Genomic DNA, 26,415 nt, shown 5'->3' on the forward strand with positions numbered 1-26,415 from the left:
AAGGGTGCGTTTCCGGTCTGCGGAACGGTCCGCAGGCCCGGCGGACGGCGACGGGCCCGGGCGCTGTTCCATTCGCCGGAACGGCCGTGTTGCCGCATACGCCCCGCGGGCCGACGCTGCGGGCGGACCCAGCCGCCAGCGTTCCGGAGCCGTGCCCGATGACCGATACCGACCGTGCCGTGGACGACGCCGAGCGCGCCCGCGAACAGGGCGCAGGAGCGAAGCGGTTCGGGCTGCCCTCGGCCGGATCGTGGACCGCCCGGCTCTCCCCCCGGTGGCTCCCCGACGAACTCGGCGTGCTGGTCGTCCTCGCGCTGCTCGTCGCCGGCATCGGCATCCCGTACCCCGACTTCCTCGACAGCGGCAACCTGCTCACCACCGCGCACAACTCCGTCTACATCTCGCTGATGGCGTGCGGCATGGTCTTCGCGCTCGCCATGCGCGAGGTCGACCTGTCCGTCGGCGGCAGTTACGCGATGTGCCTGGTCGTCGGCGCGCTGCTGGTACGGGAAGGGGTGGAGCCCTGGCTGGCGGTCCCGGTGATGCTGCTCACCGGCACCGCGCTGGGCGTCTTCAACGCGCTGGTCACCACCCTGCTGGCGCTGCCCTCGTTCATCGTCACGCTCGGCACCCTGATGCTGTTCCGGGGCATCGGGCTCGCGCTCGCCGACGGCAAGCAGATCACCGACCTGCCGCTGGACGACTCGTTCTTCACGCTCGCGGGCGGGGACCTGGGCGGCGTGCCGTTCGCGCTGTGGGTGCTGCTCGCGGTGACGGCCGTCCTGACCGTGGTGCTCGCCCGTACCCGTTTCGGGTCCCGGGTGCGGGCCATCGGGTCCAATCCCGACGCGGCCACGTTCAGCGGAATCCCCGTCGTGCGTACGCGCGTTCAGGCCCTCGCGCTGTCCGGGCTCACCACGGCCTGCGCGTCGGTGCTGGCACTCGCGTACTACGGCGCCGGGGACCCGACGCTGGGCCAGGGGTACGAGTTGCAGGCCATCGCCGCGTGCATCATCGGCGGCACACCCCTGGCCGGCGGACGCGGCTCGGTCGTCGGGGCGGTGGCCGGCGCGCTGATCCTGTCCGTCGTCGCGTCCGGCCTCGTCTTCTTCGAAGTACCCATCAACTGGACGTCGTTCGCGACCGGCGCGGTGATCCTCGTCGCGGTCGCGGCGGACAGCGCCCTGCGCCGCAGAGGACGCCGCCGAGAAAACCGCAGACAGTGACGTCACCGCTCCTGGAGGCCCTGATGCACCCCCGATTCCGTACCCTGTCCGGCGCCCTCGGCGCGCTGGTGCTCCTCTGTGCCACCGGATGCGGCAACGACGACGACTCCGGAGGCGGGGGCGGCGGGAAGCTCGACATGGGCATCGCGGTGGCCAACATCAGTCTCAACTTCGCGCACGAGATGGTGCTCGGCGCGGAGAGCGCCGCCGACCACGCGGGCGACGTGAACTTCAAGGCCGTCGGGCCGCCCAACACGGACGGTCCGGCCGAGGTCCAGCTCTTCCAGAACCTCACCGCCGTCGCGAAGGACGGCATCGTCCTGGAGAACCTGGACCCGCCGATCTTCACCCGGCCCGCCGCCCGCGCCGTCGACCAGGGGATTCCGCTCGTCGCCCTGGACACCTCCCCCACCGAGGGCAGCAAGATCACGTTCTATGTCGGCAACGACAACTACGCGCTCGGCGAGCTGATGGCCCAGGAGGCGCTGAAGCGGCTGGGCGACGACCCGAAGGGCGAGATCGTCGTCGGGGTGCCCAATCCGGGGACTCCGGTGCTCGACAACCGGGCGAAGGGCATCGCCGACACGTTCAAGAAGGAGGCGCCGGGCGTGAAGGTGCTCGGCCCCTTCCAGACGTACAGCGATCCCGGTCAGAACCACAGTTCCTGGGCCTCGCAGGTCGCCGCGCACCCCAAGGCGCTCGCCTTCCTGGGGGTCGGGGACGCCGACAGCTACAACCTCGCGAAGATCAAGAAGGAGAAGGGCGGGAAGTGGCTGACGGCCGGGTTCGACGTCGACCCCAAGACCCTCGACGCGGTGAAGGACGGCTCGAACTTCGTCACCATCGACCCGCAGCACTTCCTCAAGGGCTATCTCTCCACGGCGATCCTGATCGAGTCCGTGCGCGAGAAGGACGGCAAGCTGCCCGACGGCTGGTTCCTGTCCCCCGGCGGTGTCGTGGACTCCTCCAACATCGCCGAGGTCACCGCGCGGCAGAAGTCCCCGAAGGCCGCGTACGACTGGTACAAGCCGGTGATCGACAAGCTGCTCGGCGACCAGGAGGCACAGCTCAAGCCGTTGAAGGACGCGCGCTGAGATGAGCCACGAGGACATGCTGGACGCGCGGTCGCTCGTCATGTCGTACGGCGGGGTGAAGGCCCTGGACGGGGCGGACATCCGGCTGCGGGGCGGCGAGGTGCACGCGCTGGTCGGGGAGAACGGGGCGGGTAAGTCGACCCTCGTACGGATCCTGTCGGGGACCCTGGCGCCGGACGGGGGGTCGGTGCGGCTCGCCGACCGGGCCAGGGAGGGCGGGATCGCCGTCGTCTCCCAGGAGTTGAGCCTCTTTCCCGATCTGACCGTCCGGGAGAACCTCTTCCCCCACCGCCCGCCGCGCCGCTTCGGACTGCTCGACCGGGGCGCGATGGACCGTGCGGCCCGGCCCGTCCTCGCCGAACTGGGACTCGACGTCGACCCCGGCGCCCTGCTCGGTGAACTGCCGCTCGCCGATCAGCAGTTGACGGAGATCGCCCGCGCGCTGCTGCGCCGGCCGCGCGTCCTGGTCCTCGACGAGCCCACCTCCGCGCTGCCGGCCGCCGCCGTGGACCGCCTCGAACAGGTCCTGCGCACCCTCACGGAGCGGGGCATCGCGATCCTGTACGTCACCCACTTCCTGGAGGAGGTGATGCGCTTCGCCCACCGCGTGACGGTCCTGCGGGACGGCCGGGTCACCCTGGCCGGTGTGCGGGGCGAGGAGATCGGCGTACCGGACCTGGTGAAGGCGATGCTGGGCGCCGCGCCACCGCTGCCGGTACGCCGCGAACGCGCCCCGGCCGACGAGTCGCCGCTGGTCGTGCTCTCCGAGGTGTGCGTCCCGGGGCGGCTGACGGACGTCACGTTCACCGTGCGCGCGGGCGAGGTGGTGGGCGTGGCGGGACTTCAGGGGGCGGGCCATCTCGACGCGTTGGCGGTGGTGTGCGGGCGTTCGTCCATCTCGGCGGGCCGGGTCGGTGTCGGCGACCGGGGGCTTCCGCGCTCCTTGCGCGACGCGATCCGGGCGGGGGTGGCCTTCGTGCCGAGCGACCGGAAACGGTTCGGGCTGATGACCGACCGTACGGTGTGGGAGAACACCACGTCGGTGAGCTGGCTGGCGCTCGGCCGGGGCGGCGTCATGCCGTCGCGCGCCGAACTCGTCCGCCGGACTGCCGACTTGACCGGGCGATTACGTCTGCGGGGCGGCCCGCACGACGTGGTGGCCCGGCTGTCGGGCGGCAACCAGCAGAAGGTCGTCTTCGCCAAATGGCTGGCCACCGACCCGCGCATCGTCGTCCTCGACGATCCGACGCGCGGGGTGGACGTGGGGGTGCGGGCCGAGATGCACGCGATCGTCGGCGAGTTGGCGGCGGGCGGTGCGGCCGTCCTGGTCGCGTCGACCGACCTGGCCGAACTGACGGAGGTCTGCGACCGCGTCCTGGTCTTCGTGCGGGGGCGGATCACCGCGGAGGTGAGCGGCGGGCGGCTCACGGAGCACGAGCTGGCGGCGGCGATGCAGTCGGGGGCGGACGTGCGGAGCAACGGGCCGGGCAGTCGACGGACATGATCCCCGCGTACGTCACGCGGACAGTTCTCGGGTCAGGGCGCGGGCCGCCGCGCACACCCGGGCGCCGACGCGGTCCACGTCGAGGCGGCGGGTGCCGCCGGTCACGGAGAGGGCGGCGACGGGGCGGGCGTCCCGGGCGTAGACCGGGGCCGCCACGGCCGACACGCCGACCTCGGCCTCCTCCAGATTGACGCCGAAGCCACGGGCCCGGGTGCGTGCGAGGTCGCGGGCGAGCTGTCCCGGCAGGACCAGGGAGCGGGGGGTGAGGCGTGCCAGGGACGGGCCGGGCGGCCGGGGGTCGTGGGCCAGGAAGACCTTCCCCGTGGCGGTGCAGTGGGCGGGCAGCCGGCCCCCGGTGCGCGAGAAGATCGGCGTGGCGCGGCGGCCGGTGAATTTCTCCAGGAAGAGCGTGTCGGGTCCGTCGGGGACGGCGAGGTGCACGTTCTCGCCCGTCGCCTCGTACAGGTCGCCGAGGAACGGCAGGGCCACGTCACGCAGTTCACGCGCGGACGGCGCCGACTGGCCGAGGACGAAGAGCGTGAGCCCGATGCGGTAGCGGCCGTCCGGGGCGCGTTCCATGAGCCCCAACTGAACCAGTTCGGCCAGCAGTCGGTGCGCGGTCGGCTTGGGCAGACCCGTGCGCAGCGACAGCTCGGCCAGGCTCTGCGAGCCCTCCGACTCACCGCAGGCGCGCAGCAGCGCGGCACCGCGCGCGAGCACCGACTTCGGCACCTGACCGTCCGTCATGGACCGATGGTCGGGCCCCGGCAGGCGGGTGACAAGGTGCGGGTCCCTGTGAGTCGCCCCGAGTCGTCGGCGACGCGCCCGCTCCCGCTAGCGCAGAGGCACGTCGACGAGCATCGGTCGCGTCAACTCAGCCGCCCCCGCGACGAGTTCGCGGAGCTGGTCCGCGCTGCCCGCCCGTACGGCGTCGACTCCGAAGAACCGGGCCGCCTGGGTGAAGTCGAGCCGCCCCAGCTCGGTGCCGGGGCAGGTCCCGGTGCCGCCTCTGGCCTCATAGGTGTCCTGGAGGGTGCGGTAGGCGCCGTTGCCCATCACCACGAACAGCACGGGAGCCGCGTACCGTGCCGCGCTCCACAGTCCCTGGAGGCCGAAGAGGGTGCAGCCGTCGCCGAGGACGGCGACAACGGGCCGGCCCGGTTCGGCCAGGGCCCGCCCGACCGCCGCGCCGATCCCCCAGCCGAGACCGCCGCCGACGGTGTGCGTATAGCTGCCGGGCCGGTCGAGGTGGACGAGTCTGCGGAGCAGCAGGCCCACCGTGATGGCCTCTTCGACGACGGCCGTGCCGGGCGGCAGTCCGCGCGCCACGGCGTGGGCGGCGGCCCAGGGCGCCAGGGGTGCCGGGGAGTACGCGGCGCGCGCGGCGGCCTCCGTACGGCCGCGTTCGGCCGTGTGGCGGTCGCCGACGCGCAGCACTCTGCCCTTCGCGGTGTGCGCGGGAATACGTTCGGGCAGCAGTTCGACGAGCCGGTCCAGGGACGGCCCGAGTGCGCCCACGAGGCCGTGGTCGGCGGGGAAGTTGCGGCCGATCTCGTCCGGGTCCGAGTCGAGCTGGACGACGGTGATCCCGGGCGGCAGCGCGGGACCCGGGGTGTAGTGATGCGGAGTGAAGGCGTGCGCTCCCACGAGGAAGAGGGTGTCGTACGGGTCCAGCGCCGCCCGGATCGCGTCGTGGCGCGGCGGCAGCATCCCCGCGTACAGGGGGTGGGTGGTCGGGAAGTTCAGGAAGTCCGCCATCGGCTGGTGGTGCACGGGTGCCCCGCAGGCCTCGGCGGTGCGCACGAGCGCGGCCATGGCGTCCTCGCGGCCCACGCCGTCCCCCGCGACGATCACGGGCCGCGCTGCGCCGCCGAGCAGGACGGCGGCCCGGTCGAGTCCACCGGCCGGCGCGGGTCTGGGGGCCGGCGTACGAGCGGGGACGTCGACCTCGGTGTCCTCCGCGAGCAGGTCCATGGGTACGGACACGAGAACGGGCCCGGCGGGCGGCCTGGCGGCGAGCGCGAAGGCGCGGCGCAGCGCGAGCGGCAGGTCGCGGGCGTGCTGGATGTCGTACGCGGCTTTCACGGCCGGTGCGGAGAGCGCGACGAGGTCGGCGCTGAGCATGGGGTCCTGCTGGAGGTGGCGGCGGTCCTGCTGGCCGGCCATCACCACGAGCGGGGTGCGTGAGCGGCGGGCGTTGAGCAGGCCGATCAGTCCGTTGGCGAGGCCGGCCGCGATGTGCAGGCTGACGAAGGCGGTCCTGCCGGTGGCGCGGGCGTAGCCGTCGGCCATGGAGACGACCGCGCCCTCGTGGACACCGAGGACGTACTCGGGTGCCTGCTCGGCGTCCGCGAGGGCTGCCAGGAACGGCAGTTCGGTGGTGCCGGGGTTGCCGAAGACGCGGTCCACGCCCTCGCCGCGCAGGATGTCGAGCAGGGCGGGGGCGGGGCGGCGACCCATCGTTGGCTCCTCGTGGGGACGGGGACCGGTCGCCCGTCAGCGTCGGTGCTCCGCCCCACCGGGGCAAGGGGGACGTACCACTCAGCGGTACCGGGTGGTCCGGCGTTGTCGTCTGCGGCGCCGTCGTGGCTGGTCGCGCAGTTCCCCGCGCCCCTAAAAACGGGGCTGCGCCCCTGTTTTTCCGCCCTTGAGGGCGCGGGGAACTGCGCGACCGGCCCCCACCGGCCCGCGGACGACGACGCACCCCAGAAAAAGGCCCCGTCAGCGGTCGCTGAACCGCTCCCCCTTCGCCGCCTTCTCCACCAGCAGCGCGGGCGGCGCGAACCGCTCCCCGTACCGCTCGGCCAGCTCCCGCGCGCGGGCCACGAACGCGGGCAGCCCCGGAGCAGCCGCCCCGCCGACACCCTCGTAACCGTTGATGTACTGCAGGACGCCACCCGTCCAGCCGGGGAAGCCGATGCCGAAGATGGAACCGATGTTGGCGTCGGCGACCGAGGTCAGGACTCCCTCCTCCAGGAGGCGGACGGTGTCCAGCGCCTCGGAGAAGAGCATGCGCTCCTGCATGTCCCGGAAGGGGATCTCCGCGCCCGGGCGGGTGAAGTGCTCCCGCAGTCCGGGCCACAGCGCCGCCCGCTTGCCGTCCGCCCCGTACTCGTAGAAGCCCGCGCCGCCGCTGCGCCCGGTGCGGCCGAACTCGTCGACCATGCGGTCGACGACGACGTCGGAGGGGTGCGCCGTCCACGTGCCGCCCGCCTCCTCGACGGCCCGCTTCGACTCGGCGCGGATCTTGCGGGGCAGGGTGAGCGTCAGCTCGTCCATCAGGGAGAGGACCTTGGCCGGGTAGCCGGCCTGGGCGGCGGCCTGTTCGACGGAGGCGGGCTCGATGCCCTCGCCGACCATCGCCACGCCCTCGTTGATGAAGTGCCCGATGACGCGGGAGGTGAAGAAGCCGCGTGAGTCGTTGACGACGATCGGGGTCTTCCTGATCTGCCGTACGAGGTCGAAGGCGCGTGCCAGGGCCTCGTCACCGGTGCGCTCGCCCTTGATGATCTCGACGAGGGGCATCTTGTCGACGGGCGAGAAGAAGTGCAGTCCCACGAAGTCGGTCTGCCGCTCGACGCCCTCGGCGAGCGCGGTGATCGGCAGGGTCGAGGTGTTGGAGCAGAGCAGCGCGTCCGGTTCGACGAGGTGCTGGATCTCCTGGAACACCTTGTGCTTGAGCGCCGGGTCCTCGAAGACGGCCTCGATGACGGCGTCGCAGCCCGCCACGTCCTGCGGGTCCGCGGTGGGCGTGATGCGGGCGAGCAGCGCGTCGGCCTTCTCCTGGCTCGTACGGCCGCGGGAGACGGCCTTGGCGCAGAGCTTCTCGGAGTAGGCCTTGCCCTTGGCGGCGGCCTCGGCGGAGACGTCCTTGAGGACGACGTCGATACCGGCGCGGGCGCACGAGTAGGCGATGCCGGCGCCCATCATCCCGGCGCCGAGGACGGCGACCCTGCGGACCTGGCGGGGTTCGACGCCCTGGGGGCGGTTGGCGCCGGAGTTGACGGCCTGGAGGTCGAAGAAGAAGGCCTGGATCATGTTCTTGGAGGTCTGGCCCGCGGCCAGTTCCACGAAGTAGCGCGCCTCGATGACCTGCGCGGTCTCGAAGTCGACCTGGGAGCCCTCGACGGCCGCCGCGAGGATGTTGCGCGGCGCCGGGTAGGGCGCGCCGCCCGTCTGCTTGCGCAGGTTGGCCGGGAAGGCGGGCAGGTTCGCGGCGAACTTCGGGTTGGAGGGGGTGCCGCCCGGGATGCGGTAGCCGGGCTTGTCCCAGGGCTGGCTCGACTCGGGGTTGGCGTCGATGAAGGAGCGGGCCCTGGCCAGCATGTCCTCCTGGGTGTCCGCCACTTCGTGGACGAGGCCGTTCTCCAGGGCGCGCCGCGGGCTGTACTGGGTGCCCTGGAGGAGCACCTTGAGGAGGGCGTCGGCGATACCGAGGAGGCGTACGGTCCTGACGACGCCGCCGCCTCCGGGCAGCAGGCCGAGCGTCACCTCGGGGCAGCCGATCTTGGAGCCGGGCGCGTCGAGGGCGACGCGGTGGTGGCAGGCCAGGGCGATCTCGAAGCCGCCGCCCAGGGCCGCACCGTTCATGGCGGCGACGACGGGCTTGCCGAGAGTCTCGATGCGGCGCAGGTCGCGCTTGATGGCGAGGCCGCCGTCGAGGAGCTGCTGGGCGGTCTCTGGGGTGACCCGGATGAGGTCGCGCAGGTCGCCGCCCGCGAAGAAGGTCTTCTTGGCGGAGGTGAAGACGATGCCGCGGATGGCCGCGGGGTCGGCCTGGACCTCGGCCTCCAGGCGGTCGGCGATCGCGGTGAGGGACGCGCGGAACGCCTGGTTCATGGTGTTCGCGGACTGGCTGGGATCGTCGAGGACCAGGGTGACGACACCGGTGTCGTCCTGTTCCCAGCGGATGGTGGTGCTCTCGGTCATGAGGGTTTTCTCCGTTGAAGTCCGGGGGCCACTGAAGTCCCGGGGGCCGCTGACGTCCCGGGTGCCGCTGGGGAGTTACAGGCGCTCGACGATCGTCGCGATGCCCATGCCGCCGCCCACGCAGAGCGTGGCGAGGCCGAACCGCTTGTCCTGGCGCTCCAGTTCGTCGACGAGCGTGCCGAGGATCATCGCCCCGGTCGCGCCGAGCGGGTGGCCCAGCGCGATCGCACCGCCGTTGACGTTGACCTTGTCCAGGGACAGGCCCATGTCCCGGGCGAACCGCAGGACGACCGCCGCGAAGGCCTCGTTGATCTCGACGAGGTCGATGTCGTCGATGGTCAGCCCGGCCTTGGCGAGTGCCTTGCGGGTGGCGGGCGCGGGCCCGGTGAGCATGATGGTCGGCTCGGAGCCGGAGACGGCCGCGGAGACGATCCGCGCGCGCGGGGTGATCCCGTACCGCTCGCCGACCTCCTTGGAGCCGACGGCGACGAGCGAGGCGCCGTCCACGATCCCGGAGGAGTTGCCGGCGTGGTGGACGTGGTCGATCTTCTCCACCCAGTGGTACTTCTGCAGCGCCACGGCGTCGAAGCCGCCGAGGTCGCCGATGTCCGCGAACGACGGCTTCAGCCTGCCCAGCGAGTCGGCGGTGGTGCCGGGGCGCGGGTGCTCGTCGTGGTCGAGGACGACGAGTCCGTTGCGGTCCTTCACGGGTACGACGGACCTGCCGAAGCGGCCGTCCTTCGCGGCCTCGGCGGCGCGCTCCTGGGACAGCGCCGCGTACTCGTCGACATCGCGCCGGGAGAATCCCTCGATGGTGGCGATGAGGTCGGCGCCGATGCCCTGGGGTACGAAGTCGGTGGCGATGTTGGTCATCGGGTCGGCGAACCAGGCGCCGCCGTCGGAAGCCATCGGCACCCGGGACATCGACTCGACGCCGCCCGCGAGGACGAGGTCCTCCCAGCCCGAACGGACCTTCATCGCCGCCAGGTTGACGGCCTCCAGGCCCGACGCGCAGAAGCGGTTCTCCTGGACGCCGGCCACGGTGTCGGGCAGTCCGGCGGCGATGGCCGAGATCCGGGCGATGTCGGAGCCCTGGTCGCCGACCGGCCCGACGACACCGAGCACGATGTCGTCGATGGCAGCCGGGTCGAGTCCGGGGAAGCGGGCCCGGATCTCGTGGATGAGTCCGACGACCAGGTCGACGGGCTTGGTGCCGTGCAGGGCACCGTTCGCCTTGCCGCGTCCGCGCGGGGTGCGGATCGCGTCGTACACGTACGCTTCGGTGGTCACTCGTGAGCCTTTCAGGAGGAGCCCGGGGGCACCGGGCGGGTCAGCCGAGCAGGGAACGGCCGATGATCTCCTTCATGATCTCGGTCGTCCCGCCGTAGATGGTCTGGATGCGGCCGTCGGTGAAGGCCTTCGCTACGCGGTACTCCGTCATGTAGCCGTAGCCGCCGTGCAGTTGCAGGCAGCGGTCCGCGACGCGTTTCTGCAGTTCGGTGGCCCACCACTTGGCCATCGAGGCGTGCACGGCGTCGAGTTCGCCGGCCGTGTGGTCGACGACGCAGCGGTCGATGAAGGTGCGGGTGACGGCGCACTCGGTGGCCATCTCCGCTATCTCGAAGCGGATGTGCTGGAGCCTCGCCAGGGGCCGTCCGAAGGCCTCGCGCTCCTTGACGTACTCGGTGGTGATCTCCAGCAGGTGTTCGGCGGCGGCGATCCCGGCGACGGCGATCCCCATGCGCTCCTGCGCGAGGTTCGTCATCAGGTGCACGAAGGCGCCGTTCAGCTCGCCGAGCAGGTTCTCCTTCGGGACGCGTACGTCGTTGAAGAACAGCTCCGCGGTGTCCTGGGCCTTCTGGCCGATCTTGTCGAGGTTGCGGCCCCGCTCGAAGCCCTCGGTGCCGCGCTCGACGACGAGCAGGGAGAGGCCCTTGGCGCCTCCCTCGGGGGTCGTCTTGGCGACGACGATCACGAGGTCGGCCAGGATGCCGTTCGAGATGAACGTCTTGGAGCCGTTGAGCAGCCAGTGGTCGCCCCGGTCCTCGGCGTGCGTCCTGATGCCCTGGAGGTCGGAACCGGCGCCGGGCTCGGTCATGGCGATGGCGGTGATCAGCGAGCCGTCGCAGAACCCGGGCAGCCAGCGCCGCTTCTGCTCCTCGGTGCCGAGCCCCGTCAGATAGGGCCCGATGATGTCGTTGTGCAGCCCGAGGGCGAGCCCGGCGGCTCCCGCGCGGGTGAACTCCTCGGCGAGCGCCGCGCTGTAGCGGAAGTCGGCGTCGCCGCCGCCCCCGTACTCCTCGGGGACGGCGAGACCCAGCAGTCCCTGCCGGCCGGCCGCGAGCCAGGCCTCGCGCGAGACGATGCCGTCCTTCTCCCACTGCTCGTAGTGCGGCAGCACCTCCTTCGCGAGGAAGGTGCGGACGGTCTCGCGGAACGCCTCGTGCTCGGGCGTGAAGATCTGCCGCTTCATTCGGGGGTGCCCTTCGGTTCGGGAGCGCCCGTCGGCTGCGGGGTGCCCTTCGGTGCGGTCGGTTCGGGAATGCCTTCCAGGAGGCCCGGTACGTCCCAGTCGCGGGCCACCTCGGCGGTGCCGGTGCCCGGCAGGGCGGGCTCGCCGCGGACGGCGGTGGGGGTGGCGGAGAAGCGGGGTGCGGGGGCGGGCTGGGTGATGCCGCCGTGGTCGGTGAAGGTGCCACGGGCCGCGAGATGCGGATGGTGCGGCGCCTCGCGCAGCGACAGCACGGGCGCCACGCACGCGTCGGAGCCCTCGAAGACCGCCGCCCACTCGTCGCGCGTACGGGTCCTGAAGCGGGCCGCGACCGCCTCGCGCAGCTCGCCCCAGCGGGCCAGGTCCTTGCGCGCGGAGGCGTGGTCCCCGAGGCCGAGCAGGTCGGTGAACTCCTCGTAGAACTGCCTCTCCAGCGCGCCGACCGCCATGTACCGCCCGTCGGCCGTCTCGTACGTGCCGTAGTACGGGCAGCCGCCGTCGAGGAGGTTCGCGCCGCGCCGGTCCTGCCAGCCGCCCGCGGCCAGCATGCCGTGGATCATCGAGGAGAGGTGGGCCGTGCCGTCCACGATCGCCGCGTCCACGACCTGGCCCGAGCCGGTCGCGCGCGCGTGGTGGAGCGCGGCCAGGACGCCCACGACGAGGTACAGGGAGCCGCCCGCGTAGTCCCCGAGGAGGTTCGCGGGGACGGCCGGCGGCTCGTCGGGGGCGCCGATCATGCCGAGGGTGCCGGTCAGCGCGATGTACGCGATGTCGTGCCCGGCGCGCGGGGCGAGCGGTCCGTCCTGGCCCCAGCCGGTCATCCGTCCGTAGACGAGGCCCGGATTGCGGGCGTGGCAGGCCTCGGGGCCGATGCCGAGGCGCTCGGCGACCCCCGGCCGGAAGCCCTCGACGAGGATGTCGGCGCGCTCGACGAGGGCGAGGACCCGCTCGGCGCCGTCGGCCGCCTTCAGGTCGACGATCACCGAGCGCTTGTTGCGGTTGGTGACGTCGTGGGCGGGGTCGATCGCGAGGGACCCGCCGCCCGGCCGGTCCACGCGGACGACGTCCGCGCCCAGGTCGGCCAGGAGCATGGCGGCAAACGGGCCGGGCCCGATGCCCGCCAACTCGACCACGCGCACCCCGGACAGCGGACCGTGCCCCGCCGCTCCCGCTCCCGTTTCCGTACCCGATTCCGCTCCCGTGGTGTCCGCCGATTCCGCCCCTGCCGCCGCCGTCATCAAGCCCCCAGCACTGTGACACAACTGATGTAACATCAGTGATGTTAAGAACGCGTTCCACTTCGCACAAGCCCCCGGCGAGCAAGCGCTCAGTCAATTCTGGAAGCCCTGGCCGGTTCCCGCGACGGGGCCCTGATCCGTCCGCTCCCGTCGCACGCTAGCCTCGGCCCCCGACATCGGCGCGGGCTGAACGGCTGAGAGGTGCCATGAGCAGGCAGGACAGGACCGGGCGCGCGTACGACATCGTGCTCTTCGGAGCCACGGGATTCGTCGGAGGGCTCACCGCGGAGTACCTCGCCGCGCATGCCCCCGAAGGGCTGCGCTGGGCGATCGCGGCCCGCGACACCGCGAAACTGGAACGGCTGCGGGACCGCCTCACGGAAATCGACCCGGCGTGCGCGGAGCTGCCCGTGCTACGGGCCGACGTCACCGATCCGGTCTCCCTGCGGGAACTCGCGGAGCACGCGCGCGTGGTGGCCACGACCGTCGGCCCCTACGTGGAGTACGGCGAGGGCCTGGTCGCCGCCTGCGCGGACGCCGGCACCGACTATCTGGACCTGTGCGGAGAGCCCGAGTTCGTCGACCTCATGTACGTGCGGCACGACGCACGCGCGCGGGAGACCGGCGCCCGGCTGGTGCACGCCGCCGGATTCGACTCGATCCCCCACGACCTGGGCGCCTGGTTCACCGTGCGACAGCTCCCCGAAGGGGTACCGCTGACCGTGGACGGCTTCGTGCGCGTCGAGGCGATGTTCTCGGGCGGCACCTTCGCGTCGGCCCTCAACCAGTTCTCCCGCGGGCGGCACATCCTCGCCGCCGCGCGCGACCGCAAGCGGCACGAGCCGCGCCTGGTCGGACGCCGGGCGTACGTTCCCGCGAGCGCCCCGCGCTACGCGAAGGAACTCGGCGCGTGGGCACTGCCGCTGCCCACCATCGACGCGCAGATCGTGCAGCGGTCCGCGCGGGCGCTGGAACGGTACGGGCCCGACTTCCGCTACCGCCACTACGCCGCAGTCGAGACGCTGCCGTCGGCCGTGGGCGGGGTGGCCGGAGCCGGGGCCGTCTTCGCGGCGGCGCAGGTGCCGCCTGTGCGGCGCTGGCTGTCGGGCCGGTTCAAGCCGGGCGAGGGGCCGAGCGAGGAGAAGCGGGCCGCCAGCTGGTTCTCGGTGCGGTTCGTCGGCGAGGGCGGTGGGAAGCGGGTCTTCACCGAGGTGGCCGGCGGGGATCCCGGCTACGGGGACACTGTGAAGATGCTGGGCGAGTCCGCGTTGTGTCTCGCGTTCGACGAGCTGCCCCACACGTCGGGGCAGGTGACGACCGCCGTCGCCATGGGGGATTCGCTGATCGAGCGGTTGCGGGGGGCGGGGATCACTTTTCGGGTTGCGGCCGTTCGGTGACGCGGTGACGCTGCGCTGGCTAGGGCCGTGGGGGTGTTGCTGTTGCTCGGAGGGGTGATGCCCGGAGGGCTGGTGCGGGTTGAGTGTGGCTGGGGGCGCAGTTCCCCGCGCCCCTAAAGGCACTGGGCCCTTGCTGCCACAGGAGTGCGCGGAGTGGTCAGAAGGGCCATTCCACGAGCGTGTAGATCATTCCGGCTGTCCAGGCCACGCCTGCCAGTACCGCGAGGGCCAGGCCGGCCATCACGGCCCGCTCGACGGGCTGGGTGGGGCCTGCGGCGGGCTCGGGGGCACGGTGTGTCGTCATGGGCCAAGCTTGTCGATCATGGCGGGCCGCGACATCCGTACACGTACTCAGAACACGTACTCAGGCCGTCGCGCTCAGGCCGTCGTCGTCTTCAGGGCCCGGCGGCACAGCGCGTCCGCGTGGCGGGTCGTCTCCGGGAGGCGGAAGCGCGGTGCGAGGTGGAGGGTGTGGGCGCAGGCGTTCTCCAGCGTCACCCGGTGGCCGACCGAGACGAACACCGGCTTGATCCCCGCCTGGGTGCGCAGCGCCCGGCCGACCTCCTCCTCGCCCGCGAGCAGCGGGGAGGACGAACCGCGCGGGGCGCCCGGCTCCTCGTGGGCGAACGTGAACGGGTTCTTGGCGACGCCGATCGTCGGGAAGCCGGTGAGGACGCCGAGGTGGCTCGCCAGGCCGAAACGGCGGGGATGCGCGAGCCCGTAGCCGTCGCAGACCACCAGACCCGGCGCGCACGGCAGCGCTTCGAGGGCCGCCATGACCGCGGGGAGCTCACGGAAGGCGAGCAGCCCGGGGACGTACGGGAAGGACACCTGGCCGACGGCCGTGGACTCCGCGACAACGTCCAGGGTCGCCGCGTCGAGCACGACGGCCGCGGCCACGACGACATCGCGCTCGTCGTCGTAGGCCACGTCGACGCCGGTCACCCGGCCGGTGCCCGGCGGCGGGCCGGGTTCGTCGAGGACCACCCGCCCCCGCAACTCGTCCTGCGCGGCCCGGGCCCGCTCTTCGGTGGCGGGCCAGCCCGCGGGGATGCGTACGGTCGTCGTCATGGTGCCGAGAGCCTAGGGCAACGCCTGGAGCGCCGGAGCGTCAGCGTTCCAGGCGGGCCACCCGGCCCTTCCCTCCGGAGGCCCAGCAGGACCGGTCCGGGGTGCAGTCCACGGTGTCGTACGAGCCGGTGTCCAGCGTGCGCCAGGTGCGCCCGCCGTCCGTCGTGAGGTCGGTGCCCGTGGGGCCGACCGCGAGGGCGGAGGTGGGGCTGTGCGGGAGCCAGGTGACGCCCGAGCGGTAGGCCGGCGGCGGTGCGGCGGCCGTCGTCCAGGTGCGGCCCCCGTTCCCGCTGACGGCCGCCGCCTTCGGTGAGGCCTGGTCGGCGCGGTAGTCGCCGCCGACCGCGATGCCGTGCGTCCGGTCGCGGAAGGCGAGGGCGAAGACTCCGCGGGCCGGGTCGCCCGCCGGGATCGGGGTGTCGGTGGCGGTCCAGGTGCGGCCGCGGTCGGCGGAGTGCAGCACACGCGCGCGTTCCGCCCCGCCCGTGGCGAGCCAGACGTCCCGCGGGCCCGAACCGACCAGGCACTGCCCACTGGCGGCGAAGCCCGCCTCGCCCTCCTGTGCGGCCGGCATGCCGTCGGCGGGCAGCACCTTCCAGGAGCGGCCGCCGTCACCGGTCGACAGGATGCGGAACTTCCCGTCCACGGGGTCGCTCATCGCCAGGCCGTGGCGCGCGTCGAAGAAGGTCACGCAGTCGTAGAAGGCCTTGGCGTCGGTGTTGCGGAAGGACTCGGTCCAGTTCGCGCCGCCGTCCTCGGTGCGCAGGATCCTGGACGCCTCGCCCTCGCCGATGGCCAGCACCACGGCACGCCTGCCGTCGAAGGCCTCGACGTCGCGGAACTCCAACTCGGCGGCTCCGGGCGGCGAGACGTTCCGCCAGTTCGCGCCGCCGTCCGTGGTGCGCAGCACGGTGCCCTTGGAACCCGCGAGCCAGGCCGTGTTCCGGCTGACGGCGGCCAGGCCGCGGAACCGCGCGTCCGTGCCGCTGTCCTTCAGCTCCCAGTGCGGCTTCCGGTGCGGCTCCCCGTGCGTCGGTTTTGCGCCACTCGGCCCCTGATCGGCGGTTCCGTCCGCCTGCGCCGACCCCGTGAGCGCGGCCGCGAACGCCGCTCCGCACACCCCCACGGCCAACAGGCGCCTTGTGAATCCCTTGTTACTCGTGCGTCGCGTCTTGCCCAAGCCCCTCATGGCGGGCGAAGCTAGCCCACTCCCCCGATCACGTCCAGATGCCCCGGGAGGCATCAGCGGTCACTCAGGAAATCAACGATCACTCCCGTGATTGAAGGCGGTGACGGAGGTCACTAGGACTTCATGCGTTTTCGCAGGCACGGATTGGCCGGTTCCGACGTCCTTACAAGTGCCCGGCTCATCCGTCCGCAGTTCGTCCGCACGTCACAAGGGAGCAAGGCGTTGTCCACCGTTATCGAGCAGCCCGTAGAGGCCCGCCTCGTCGCCGCCGCGCCGCGGATGCCGAGCATTCCCGCGACGCTCAGCTACGACCCCCACGATCCCTTCGCGGTCCGCATGTCCTTCCCGGCCCCGTCCACGCTCGAAGGGGTGGAGGTGTGCTGGACCTTCGCCCGCGAGCTGCTCGCCTCGGGCCTGGAGGAGGAGGTCGGCCACGGCGACGTGCGCGTGCGGCCGTACGGGTACGACCGCATCGTCCTGGAGTTCCACGCTCCGGAGGGCACCGCCGTGATCCACGTGCGCGCCGGCGAGCTGCGGCACTTCCTGGCGAGTTCGACGGCGCTGGTGCCCGTCGGTCTTGAACACCTGCACCAGAACCTGGACCACGACCTCGCCGAACTGCTGCGCGACTCCTTCTGAGCGAGCCCCGGTGAGCGACGCCTCCTGGGCAACTCCTGCCGAGCAACTCTTACCGGGTCGGCGGCGCGTCCGCTGAACCGGTCGTACGTTCCCGTGTTCCGCAGCTCCCGCGCGGCACGGCGGACGACGCTGACCGCTGCCCGCTCCGGGCCCGACGCCCTCAGTCCCCCGGCACCCCGGGTGCCGCCATCGTCACGGACACCGCCGACCGCACCTCCTGGACCGCCTGCCGCAGCACCGGAGTCGCCGTCCCGCTGCGCTCGGTCAGCGCCGCGATCCGCTCCTCGTACTTCCGCCGTTCCCTGCCCGACACCAGCGTGCGCAGTTCGGCCGCGGCGGCGAGGGCGACGAGCGCCGCGTCCCGCTCGGACACCTCGTGCACGGGCAGCGGACCCTCCAGCACCTGCCGGGCCTCCGCGCGCAGCCCCTCCGCGACGGCGACACGGGCGATCTCGTACTCCACGGACGGGAAGACGCCGAGCACCCGGGTCTTCTCGGCACGCAGATATCCGTCCGCCGCGAGCTGCGCCTGTACGGCGTCCAGCGTGATGCGGGCCCGCAGGCCGATCCAGGTCTTCCACTTGTGCGGCCGGGACTCCTCGATGAGTTCCAGAAGCCCGTCGAGAACCGGGTCCCCCGTCCTGCCGTCCGGGTCGGTGGGCGTGGCGACACCGTCAGCGTCGGCCAGCAGTCCGCGCTGTGCCAGCTCGGTGAGGGCGCCGGCCCGGACCAGGTGCGGGAGCTGGGAGGAGCTGGTGACCTTGAGCTTCGAGGTGTCCCAGGCGAGCAGACAGAGACGGGCTGGCAGCGAGAGCGGGCCGATGGGCACGGGGTCTCCTTCGGGCGGTCGGGGGCGGAGGGATCGGGGTCGGGGGCGAGGGTGAGGTCGGGAGCGTTTTAATTCGTTGACAGCCGCTGGGGCGCCTCCTACGGTGTAAAGCGGTCCTGTTGTCGCCGAATGGAGAAGGACGTTGCTCGTCTGAGGTCTTGAGACACCGCGTCACACACCTGTCCGTGTGTGCGCAGCGTGCGACCTCGGCTCAGAGCCGTCCCGCGGAACAGGGCTTTTCCCGTGCTCCGCGATTCCCCGAAGGATTGTGTCCTTCCGGCCGTCGTCGCCGCCTCCCGGTGTCTCGATACGTGTCGCCCTGACCGCATCCAGCACTGCGAGGCCTGTATGTCCAGTACCCCCACTTCCATCACCTGCACCTCCCTCTCCTTCGCCTGGCCCGACGGCACACCCGTCTTCGAGGACCTCCAGGTGGCCTTCGGACCCGGCAGGACCGGGCTCGTCGGCGTCAACGGATCGGGGAAGTCCACGCTCCTGAAGCTGATCTCGGGAGAAATCGTCCCCGCCGAGGGCACCGTCCGCGTCGCCGGCGAGGTCGGCCGCCTGCCCCAGAACGTCACCCTCGACACCGGGCTGCGGGTCGACGAGGTGCTGGACATCGCGGCCAAACGGGCCGCGCTGCACGCCATCGAGTCGGGGGACGTGTCCGAGGAGCACTTCGAGGTCGTGGGCGACGACTGGGACGTCGAGGAGCGCGCCGTGGCGACGCTCGGCGAACTCGGCCTCGGCCACATCGGTCTCGACCGCACCATCGGCGAGGTCTCGGGCGGCGAGTCGGTCCTGCTGCGCCTGGCCGCGCTGCTGCTGCGCCGGCCCGACGTGCTCCTCCTCGACGAGCCCACCAACAACCTCGACCTGTACGCGCGCCGACGGCTGTACGCGGCCGTCGAGGGCTACTCCGGGGTCATGGTCGTGGTCAGCCACGACCGTGAACTCCTCGACCTGGTCGACCAGATCGCCGATCTGCGCTCCGGCGAGGTCACCTGGTACGGCGGCAACTACTCGGCGTACGAGGAGGCTCTCGCCACCGAACAGGAGGCCGCCGAACGGATGGTGCGCGTCGCCGAGTCCGACCTGAAGAAGCAGAAGCGCGAACTGGCGGACGCGCAGGTCAAGTTGGCCCGTCGCAAGCGGTACGGGCAGAAGATGTTCGAGCAGAAGCGCGAGCCGAAGATCGTGATGGGGGCACGGAAGCGCGCGGCCCAGGAGTCCGCGGGCAAGCACCGCATCATGCACGAGGAGAAGCTCGCCGAGGCGAAGGAACGGCTCGACGACGCCGTGGAGGCCGTGCGGGACGACGACGAGATCCGCGTCGACCTGCCGTACACGGCCGTGCCGCCGGGCCGTAACGTCCTCACGCTCCTGGATCTGGAGCTGGCGTACAGGGCGAGTGCGGGCTCCTTCGATCTGCGCGGGCCCGAGCGGGTCGCGCTGATCGGGCGCAACGGGGCCGGCAAGACGACCCTGCTGCGGACCATCGCCGGGGAGCTGGCGCCCGTCTCCGGGGAGGCGCTGGCCCATGTGCCGCTGCGGTTCCTGCCACAGCGTCTCGACGTCCTCGACGACGAGCTGACCGTCGCCGAGAACGTGGCCCGGTTCTCGCCGGGCGCCACCAACAACCGGGTACGGGCGCGGCTGGCCCGCTTCCTGTTCCGGGGCGGGCGGGCCGATCAGCGGGCGGCGACGCTCTCCGGCGGCGAGCGGTTCCGGGCGGCCCTGGCCGCGCTGATGCTCGCCGAGCCCGCGCCGCAGCTCCTGATGCTCGACGAGCCGACGAACAACCTCGACATGGCGAGCGTGCGGCAGCTCACCACCGCGCTGGAGTCGTACGAGGGGGCGCTGATCGTGGCCAGCCACGATGTGCCGTTCCTGGAGTCGATCGGGATCACGCGGTGGTTGCTGCTGGACGGCACGCTGACGGAGACGTCGCCCGAGGCGGTGGCGCAGCCCAGCTGAAGGGCGCGGGGGGCGCTCAGGGCAAAAGCAGGGGCGCAGCCCCGCTTTTGAGGGGCGCGGGGAACTGCGCGGCCCGCCCCCACCGGGCCGCACGGAACTCACGACCGGTTTTTTCCCCGGGGGCGGGGGGGCGTCGCCCGTGGTTCGTTGCGTGCGGGTGCGTGGGGGCTGGCCGCGCAGTTCCCCGCGCCCCTTACGGGGCCGTCGTCGGGTGCGGGTGTGCGGGGGTTGCTCGCGCCGTTCCCCGCGCCCCCTACGGGGCCGTCGTCGAGTGCGGGTGCGTGGGGGTGGGCCGCGCCGTTCCTCGCGCCCCTTACGGGGCTGGGGCTGTTGTGGCGCAGGGCGGGGCTGCATGATGTGCGGGACAACACCCTGCCGAGACGGAGACCCGCACGTGCCCAGCCAGAAGGCTCTCATCCGCCGTCCCAGCCCCCGCCTGGCCGAAGGTCTCGTCACGCACCTGGAGCGCACGCCGGTCGACCTCGATCTGGCGCTCGTCCAGTGGGAGGCGTACGCGGGCGCACTGCGTACGCACGGCTGGGAGACCGTCGAGGCGGAACCCGCCGACGACTGCCCGGACTCGGTGTTCGTGGAGGACGCGGTCGTCGTCTTCCGCAACGTGGCGCTGATCGGCCGCCCGGGCGCGGAGTCCCGGCGCGGCGAGACCGCCGGCGTCGAGGAGGCCGTGGCCCGGCTCGGCTGCTCGGTGAACTGGGTGTGGGAGCCGGGCACGCTCGACGGTGGCGACGTCCTGAAGGTCGGCGACACGATCTACGTGGGCCAGGGCGGGCGTACCAACGGAGCCGGCATCCAGCAGCTGCGGGCCACGTTCGAGCCGCTCGGCGCCCGGGTCGTCGCCGTGCCGGTCAGCAAGGTGCTGCACCTGAAGTCGGCCGTCACGGCGCTGCCGGACGGCACGATCATCGGGTACGAGCCGCTGGTGGACACGCCGTCTCTGTTCCCGCGCTTCCTGGCGGTGCCGGAGGAGGGCGGCTCGCACGTCGTCCTGCTGGGCGGCGGAAAGCTGCTGATGGCGGCGAGCGCGCCGAAGACCGCCGATCTGCTCGCCGGGCTCGGTCTCGAACCCGTCCTCGTCGACATCAGCGAGTTCGAGAAGCTCGAAGGCTGTGTGACGTGCCTCTCGGTCCGGCTGCGGGAGCTGTACGTCTGAGACCCGGGAGGGCCGCACATACGGCCCCGGGACCTGCGCATCCGCCGGACGGGTGGCCTCCGTGTGCCTGCCGAATCGATCTTCCCGGAGATCATCGCTGATCAGGGCTCTTTACAGCGGGCTTAACCTACGGCACCGTAACCTACGGATACGTAGCCTACGATGCCGTAGGTTTGTACCACCGCTCAGCACATACGTCCCCCTGGAGCCCCCGTGACGATCACTTCTCCCCATCTCGGCAGCCCGTCCTCCGACTGGACCGACGCCCGGCTGCTGTTCGCTCTGGAAGAAGTGGTGGAGACCGAACTCAACCGGCATCTGAAGGTCGCGAAGGACTGGATGCCGCACGAGTACGTGCCCTGGTCCGACGCCCGCAACTTCCCCGGCATCTTCGAGGACGGCGAGGCCTGGGACAAGGAGCAGTCCAAGGTCACCGAGCTCGGCCGTATCGCGCTCGTCGTGAACCTCCTGACCGAGGACAACCTGCCCAGCTACCACCACGAGATCGCCTCCCTCTTCGGCCGCGACGGCGCCTGGGGCACCTGGGTGCACCGCTGGACCGCCGAGGAGGGCCGCCACGGCATCGTGATGCGCGACTACCTGCTCGCGTCGCGCGCCGTGGACCCCGACAAGCTCGAAGCGTTCCGTATGCAGCACATGAGCGAGGGCTTCGAGTCGGACAACCGGCACTCGATGCTGCACTCCGTCGCGTACGTCGCCTTCCAGGAGCTCGCGACCCGCGTCTCGCACCGCAACACCGGCCACCAGTCGGGCGACCCCGTCTGCGACCGCATGCTGGCGCGCATCGCGACCGACGAGAACCTCCACATGGTCTTCTACCGCAACCTCCTCAAGGCCGCGTTCGAGCTGGCCCCCGACCTCACCATGCAGGCCGTGCGGGACGTCATCGTCCAGTTCCGGATGCCCGGACACGGCATGCCCGGCTTCGAGCGCGCCGCCGCGCAGATGGCCATCGGCGAGGTCTACAACATGCGGATCCACCACGACGACGTCCTGATGCCGGTTCTGCGTCACCTCAAGGTCCTCCAGATCGACGGCCTGGGCCCCGAGGGCCTCAAGGCGCAGGAGGAGCTCGGCCTGTACATGGGCGGCCTGGACGCCGAGGCCGCCAAGTTCGACGAGAAGCTCGCGGCCCGCAAGGCCCGTATGGCGGCCCGCGCCGCCGCGGTGTGATCCGCTCCGCAGCCGTGCAGCCGTGTGATCCGTCGCGCGGCGGATGACCCGATGCCCCGGTCCCGGCTCGTGTGCCGAGGCCGGGGCATCTCTCACTCGTACGCCGTCGTCCGGGCCAGCGCCGCGTCGCGGACGTCGGCCACCGGGTGGCGGCGCAGTGCTCTGAGCCGGTCCCGCCACGGCTGCCGCCAGTCCGTGCGGGTGCCGAGGGCGACCGTGAGCGCCGCGGCGAGCAGTCCCTCGCCGTGACCGCCGTGCGCGGTGAGCCGTCGGACGGTGCCGAGGAGGGTCTCGGCGTCGCCCTCGTGCGTACCGTGCTCCAGCCGTTCGGTGAGTTCGGCGGCGGTCGCTGCCGCGAGCGCCGGCCGTCCTTCCGTCAGCGCGGCCAGCCGGAACAGGGCCGCGTCCACGTGCTCCGCCGCCGCGTCCAGGTCGAGGTGGGCCACCGTGATCGCGGCGGCCTGCGGTACGAATCCGTCGTACCGGGCCAGCAGTCCGGCGGCGCCGAGGGCTGTCGCGCGGACGGGCCCGGCGTCGGCTCCGGCCTGCTGCGCCAGGCATACGACGAGATGGTCGACGCGCTGCCGGGCGGGCCGGTCCCTTAGAGGTTCGGCGTCAGCGCCGGCGCCGGTATCGGTGTCCATGCCGGTATCCGTATCCATGCCGGGATCGGTGGGAGGTTCACCTCCGGCGCCGCCGGACTCGTACACATGGTCCGGTACATGGTCCGGGTTCCTCGCCCCGCCTGTCGCTTCCACCTCCACCTCCGCCTCCGCCAGCGCCCGCAGGGCATCCCGTACTCCCTTCGCTCCCCCGTCCGAACCGGTCGCCGCGATCACCAGACCGTGGGCGGCGGCCCGCCAGCTCGTGCGGTTCGTCAGGTCCGCCGTGGCGGCGGCCAGGACGGCGGGTGCGTCGGGGCACCAGGGCGCCCAGCGGGCCAGGGCGCCGTAGGCGAGGACGGCGGTCGGCGGGTCGTCGGTCGTGGAGACGTCGCGGACGAGCCGGGCGTACCGCTCGCGGTGCCGTTCCGGCAGGTCGAGGGGTGCGACGCGCAGCACGGCGGCGCGGAGAACGGGTTCGGCTCCGGCGGCGTCGTGCAGCAGCGTCCACACCGGTTCCTGGGCGAGCAGCGAGCCCGCGAAGGCGACACACGCGGCCCGGACGTCGAGGTGGGTGCCCGGCCGCCGGTACGCCTCGGTGAGCAGGCGCGCGGCCACCGGGGCCGGGAGCCGGGCCGCGGCGAGGCGGGCGGCCTCCTTGCGGCTGGTCACCTTGGTGTCCGGTGCGGACAGCACGTCCCGCAGCCGGTCCACGAGCAGGGAGGGCGCCACGTGCCGGGACACCCGGGTGGCCGCGTACACGGCGACACGGGCCCGGTCGTCGCCGACGTGCGCGAGCAGTTCGGGGAGCGTGTCACCGGGCCGGTCGGTGTGGGCGAGCGCGCCGAGCGCGGCCTCCGCGAGCACGGTGTTCCGCGAGCCGGTCCAGCGGCGGGCGACCTCGGTGCCCTGTCCCGGTACACGCGCCGCCTGCTCGACGGCGGCGGCCCTGGCATGCGCGGGGAGCGCCTCGTCGGCAGCCGACGCGTCCAACTTCCGTACCAAAGCGTCCTGTTGACGCGGCAGCCAGCGTCGTACGTCAGGTCCCACGGATACGGTCCACGCGGCGCCCCTGGTGAGGAAGCGCCCGTACGGCGGGGTGTCCGCGAGGAGTACGTCGAGGAGGTCGGTACGGCGGCGGGTGAGCACGGCCAGGACGGGCCGGAGCGTCCCCGTCGAGGGGTCGAGGGCGAGGACGCGCGCGGCTCTCTCGTCCCGGGTGGCGGGCGGTTCCAACCACAGCGCGACGGCGGAGCGGACGGTCGTGTCGTTGCCGAACCGGATGGCCTGCCACAGGAGTTCCTGCAGATCGGTCATTCCGGCGGCGCGCCGCCCCACGGCCCGGGCCAGCGCGAAGGCCAGGCCGTAGTCGGCCTTCTCCGCCCCGGCCTCGATCCACGGCCGCAGCGCCTCGTACACCTGGTGCTCCTGCCCCCGGCGCAGCGTCGCGTCGAGCCGGCCGAGGTCGGCGCCGCCGGTGTTGCCGGAGATCCGTACGAGGGTGCGCAGGGCCCAGTTGACCAACTCCCTTGAGCCGCCCGCCGCGTGCTCGCGGAGCACGGAGACGGCGAGCCCGCTGAGCTTGCGCCGGCTCCCCGGCGAGGAGTCCCGGGCGTCGACGGCGTCGGCGACGATCCTGTCGAGGTGCGGCCCGGCCTCCTCGGTCAGCAGGGCGGGCGGGATACGGGACAGCGCCCACAGGGCCGGCTGCCGTACCGGGTCCTGCTCGTTGCGGAGCCGGGTGGACTCCTCCAGTACGTGGAGGACGGCGGCGGGGTCGGCGGAGCGGGCGGCGTTGTCGATGAGCAACGGCCAGGCCACTGCGCGGTCTTCGGCGGCGGGCCGACGGGTCGCCTCGACGAGCCGCTCGCGCACCTGGGCGACCGGCAGATAGGACTCGGCGAGCAGGACGGTGTGCCAGGTCGCTCCGCTCTCGCGGGCTGCGGCGGCCGTCCGGCGCGCCTCTTCCGCGACACAACTGCGCGGCAGGGCATCGAGGATGAAGGTGTCGACGACGGCGCCCCTGCCTCCCGGGCCCCGGTCGGCCATCACATCGGTGTAGAAGGCGTACCGGTGAGCTGGTGGAAGTGCCGCCAGCAGGACGGCGAGGTCGCCGTGGTCGGCCAACACCGAGCCCAGCGCGACGAGTTCCTCGCTCTGCGATCCCGCTGCCCTTGCCAGTCCACGCAGCAGCGGACGACTGCGCACGGCACCGGCCGAGGCGTTGTCGCCGACGAGGAGCAGCCGGAGCACCCGTTCCGGAGCGACGGCCGCGAACGCGCCCAGCTGGTCGTGGAGTTGATACGGGAGCCCGGTGGATGCGAAGCGCTCGACCAGGTCCAGCGCACGCAGCGGCCGCAGGGGCACGGTGGCCGTCACGGCCCGCGCGTACCGTCGCCACCAGGTGTCACGCAGTGACGCGGGCAGTGCGGCCAGCTCGCCCTCCACCGCGTCCAGCAGGATCTCCGGATGCCGTCTGCCGAGCGATGCCCAGCTCCGCACGGCGTGGAAGAGCGAGGGCAGGAGCCGGGCGACCGTGCCGGGTGAGCAGCCGGGCAGCAGACGTGCCGCCTCCGCGTCGCCCCATTCGTCGCGCAGCGGGTCGACGAGCCGGTCCGCCAGCGCGGTGCGCCGGCCCGAGACCACGGCCCGCAGCAGGTCCCGGCGTATCGCCTCGGGCGCGTCGGCCAGCGCCGACTCGTAGGCGGAGTCGGGGACCCGGAGGCTGTCGGCCACCCGCAGCGCGTGTCCGCGCACGAAGGAGTCCGGGTCGGCGAGGCGCGCGCCGACCCACCCGGCGTCCCGGCCGACGGCCGCCGCGACGACGGCGAGCCCGCGCCCGTAGGACCCGCGAGTCTCCAGCTCGTCCAACAGCGGACGCGCCTCCCCCACCTCCCGCACCCTTGAGGCGAGTTCACGCATACGCAGGGGGTACGGGAGCGGATCGAGGGCGTTCAGCAGGCTCTCGGCCTGCTGCCGCGGGGTGTGGACCATGCGGTGGATTGTGCCTGCCGGGAGCCGTGACGCGCTCGGAATTCCCGATGCGCCCGGCTACAGGCTCTGGTGCTGGGCGCGTCGGAGACTGAGGCGCTCCTTCTCGGAGAGGCCTCCCCAGACGCCGAAGCGTTCGTCGTGGTTGAGCGCGTATTCGAGGCACGCGGAGCGCATCTCGCACATTCCGCAGATCTGCTTCGCCTCACGCACCGAGCTGCCCGGCTCGGGAAAGAAGAAGTCGGAGCCGGTCTGGGCGCACAGTGCCTGTTCCTGCCAGGAGAGGTCGGGCGCGGCGGCGGTGGTGTCATTGTGCATGCCGGGATCGTGTCGCGGCTCGAAAAACGTTCGATCAACACGGGCTCAACGCACACCCGCGCGCCACGCCCACGCCCACCCGAAACCGGCACGGACCGCCAGGCCCGGCCACACAAGGCCCGCAAACGCGACGGACCCGATGATGCTCCCGACAGAGACCAGAAGCACACCGGCGCGCACCGGAATCCACAACGGATCCACTCCGCCGGCAGCAACCACCGCAACCGCCCGAACCGACGGATAGCTGCCCACGCCACTGGGCCGCGGCCCGTCAGGGGCGCGGGGAACTGCGCGGCGGGAGCCGCAACGGCTTCACTCCGACTGCAGCAACCGCCGAACCGACGGATGGCTGCTCTCACCCCGGGGCCGCGCCCCGTCAGGGGCGCGGGGAACTGCGCGGCCCGCCCCCGCCGGGCCGCGGGTGAACGACGACCTCAGGCACGGGGTGTGGGGCCCGCCCCCACCCGGTCCCGCCCTCGACGACGCAGGCGGTTACCGAAAATGCCCCGGACCGCGGCAGCGGATCGCTCCGGCGGCGATTGTCAGTGGGCGGTG

20 protein-coding genes are annotated in these 26,415 nt (G+C 72.4%); 8 read left to right on the forward strand and 12 right to left on the reverse strand.

From position 1 onward, the window contains the following. Positions 1-158 precede the first annotated feature (158 nt). Genes J8N05_RS28575 through J8N05_RS28585 form a run of 3 tightly spaced genes read left to right on the forward strand, consistent with a single transcriptional unit; the run spans position 159 to position 3,824 of the window. On the forward strand, positions 159-1,226 hold the full coding sequence (locus J8N05_RS28575) for an ABC transporter permease (protein WP_210887758.1): 1,068 nt from the start codon (positions 159-161) through the stop codon (positions 1,224-1,226). After that, positions 1,223-2,320: a sugar ABC transporter substrate-binding protein gene (locus J8N05_RS28580; protein WP_247706537.1), complete on the forward strand. Its 1,098-nt coding sequence runs from the start codon at positions 1,223-1,225 to the stop codon at positions 2,318-2,320. Before J8N05_RS28575 ends, J8N05_RS28580 begins: the two co-directional genes overlap by 4 nt. 1 nt (position 2,321) lies before the next feature. After that, complete coding sequence (locus J8N05_RS28585; protein WP_210887761.1) at positions 2,322-3,824, forward strand: sugar ABC transporter ATP-binding protein; 1,503 nt, start codon at positions 2,322-2,324, stop codon at positions 3,822-3,824. A gap of 12 nt (positions 3,825-3,836) precedes the next feature. Here J8N05_RS28585 and J8N05_RS28590 read toward each other — a convergent pair whose 3' ends face one another. The 6 genes from J8N05_RS28590 to J8N05_RS28615 all read right to left on the reverse strand — a co-directional run bounded on the left by J8N05_RS28590 (position 3,837) and on the right by J8N05_RS28615 (position 12,482). Then, the gene (locus J8N05_RS28590; RefSeq protein WP_210887764.1) at positions 3,837-4,571 is read right to left on the reverse strand and encodes an IclR family transcriptional regulator; all 735 of its coding nucleotides are present in this window, start codon (positions 4,569-4,571) and stop codon (positions 3,837-3,839) included. A gap of 87 nt (positions 4,572-4,658) precedes the next feature. Beyond that, positions 4,659-6,284, reverse strand: a complete 1,626-nt coding sequence (locus J8N05_RS28595; protein WP_210887767.1) for a thiamine pyrophosphate-binding protein — start codon at positions 6,282-6,284, stop codon at positions 4,659-4,661. 261 nt (positions 6,285-6,545) lie between these two features. Further along, positions 6,546-8,753, reverse strand: coding sequence for a 3-hydroxyacyl-CoA dehydrogenase NAD-binding domain-containing protein (locus J8N05_RS28600; protein WP_210887770.1), 2,208 nt, complete (start codon positions 8,751-8,753; stop codon positions 6,546-6,548). Positions 8,754-8,828: 75 nt separating this feature from the next. Then, on the reverse strand, positions 8,829-10,043 hold the full coding sequence (locus J8N05_RS28605) for an acetyl-CoA C-acetyltransferase (RefSeq protein WP_210887773.1): 1,215 nt from the start codon (positions 10,041-10,043) through the stop codon (positions 8,829-8,831). Positions 10,044-10,083: 40 nt separating this feature from the next. Then, positions 10,084-11,226, reverse strand: coding sequence for an acyl-CoA dehydrogenase family protein (locus J8N05_RS28610; protein WP_210887776.1), 1,143 nt, complete (start codon positions 11,224-11,226; stop codon positions 10,084-10,086). Beyond that, the gene (locus J8N05_RS28615; RefSeq protein ID WP_407699940.1) at positions 11,223-12,482 is read right to left on the reverse strand and encodes a CaiB/BaiF CoA transferase family protein; all 1,260 of its coding nucleotides are present in this window, start codon (positions 12,480-12,482) and stop codon (positions 11,223-11,225) included. The genes J8N05_RS28610 and J8N05_RS28615 overlap by 4 nt, the downstream gene beginning before the upstream one ends. 206 nt (positions 12,483-12,688) lie before the next feature. On the opposite strand from J8N05_RS28615, the gene J8N05_RS28620 reads away from it, so the two are divergent. Beyond that, positions 12,689-13,879, forward strand: coding sequence for a saccharopine dehydrogenase family protein (locus tag J8N05_RS28620; protein WP_210887781.1), 1,191 nt, complete (start codon positions 12,689-12,691; stop codon positions 13,877-13,879). 157 nt (positions 13,880-14,036) lie between these two features. On the opposite strand, the gene mmpA is transcribed toward J8N05_RS28620, so the two are convergent. The 3 genes from mmpA to J8N05_RS28635 all read right to left on the reverse strand — a co-directional run bounded on the left by mmpA (position 14,037) and on the right by J8N05_RS28635 (position 16,139). Continuing rightward, on the reverse strand, positions 14,037-14,183 hold the full coding sequence (gene mmpA / locus J8N05_RS28625) for a morphogenic membrane protein MmpA (RefSeq protein WP_210887784.1): 147 nt from the start codon (positions 14,181-14,183) through the stop codon (positions 14,037-14,039). Positions 14,184-14,257: 74 nt separating this feature from the next. Continuing rightward, positions 14,258-14,950, reverse strand: coding sequence for an endonuclease V (locus J8N05_RS28630; RefSeq protein WP_210887787.1), 693 nt, complete (start codon positions 14,948-14,950; stop codon positions 14,258-14,260). A 40-nt stretch (positions 14,951-14,990) separates the two neighbouring features. Continuing rightward, the gene (locus J8N05_RS28635) at positions 14,991-16,139 is read right to left on the reverse strand and encodes a WD40/YVTN/BNR-like repeat-containing protein (protein ID WP_210887790.1); all 1,149 of its coding nucleotides are present in this window, start codon (positions 16,137-16,139) and stop codon (positions 14,991-14,993) included. A 222-nt stretch (positions 16,140-16,361) separates the two neighbouring features. Here J8N05_RS28635 and ssgD point away from each other — a divergent pair, with 222 nt between their 5' ends. Beyond that, entirely contained in the window at positions 16,362-16,778 is a 417-nt protein-coding gene (ssgD, locus tag J8N05_RS28640; protein ID WP_210887792.1) for a spore wall synthesis regulator SsgD, read from the forward strand. Between the two features lie 160 nt (positions 16,779-16,938). Here the strand turns inward: ssgD and J8N05_RS28645 are convergent, their stop codons facing one another. Continuing rightward, entirely contained in the window at positions 16,939-17,607 is a 669-nt protein-coding gene (locus J8N05_RS28645) for a GOLPH3/VPS74 family protein (RefSeq protein WP_210887795.1), read from the reverse strand. Positions 17,608-17,955: 348 nt separating this feature from the next. On the opposite strand from J8N05_RS28645, the gene J8N05_RS28650 reads away from it, so the two are divergent. From J8N05_RS28650 to J8N05_RS28660, 3 genes are all read left to right on the forward strand, one after another. Then, positions 17,956-19,584 (forward strand): ABC-F family ATP-binding cassette domain-containing protein, encoded by a 1,629-nt coding sequence (locus J8N05_RS28650; protein WP_210887798.1) that lies wholly within the window; start codon positions 17,956-17,958, stop codon positions 19,582-19,584. A 394-nt stretch (positions 19,585-19,978) separates the two neighbouring features. After that, on the forward strand, positions 19,979-20,755 hold the full coding sequence (gene ddaH / locus J8N05_RS28655; protein ID WP_210887801.1) for a dimethylargininase: 777 nt from the start codon (positions 19,979-19,981) through the stop codon (positions 20,753-20,755). A gap of 213 nt (positions 20,756-20,968) precedes the next feature. Beyond that, positions 20,969-21,949 (forward strand): acyl-ACP desaturase, encoded by a 981-nt coding sequence (locus tag J8N05_RS28660; protein WP_210887804.1) that lies wholly within the window; start codon positions 20,969-20,971, stop codon positions 21,947-21,949. 92 nt (positions 21,950-22,041) lie between these two features. On the opposite strand, the gene J8N05_RS28665 is transcribed toward J8N05_RS28660, so the two are convergent. Both J8N05_RS28665 and J8N05_RS28670 read right to left on the reverse strand, forming a co-directional pair. Then, complete coding sequence (locus tag J8N05_RS28665) at positions 22,042-25,545, reverse strand: hypothetical protein (RefSeq protein WP_210887807.1); 3,504 nt, start codon at positions 25,543-25,545, stop codon at positions 22,042-22,044. A 57-nt stretch (positions 25,546-25,602) separates the two neighbouring features. Continuing rightward, positions 25,603-25,860 (reverse strand): WhiB family transcriptional regulator, encoded by a 258-nt coding sequence (locus tag J8N05_RS28670; RefSeq protein ID WP_210887811.1) that lies wholly within the window; start codon positions 25,858-25,860, stop codon positions 25,603-25,605. Between the last annotated feature and the right edge of the window lie 555 nt (positions 25,861-26,415).

The organism is Streptomyces liliiviolaceus (assembly GCF_018070025.1).
GTDB classification, from domain to species: domain Bacteria; phylum Actinomycetota; class Actinomycetes; order Streptomycetales; family Streptomycetaceae; genus Streptomyces; species Streptomyces liliiviolaceus.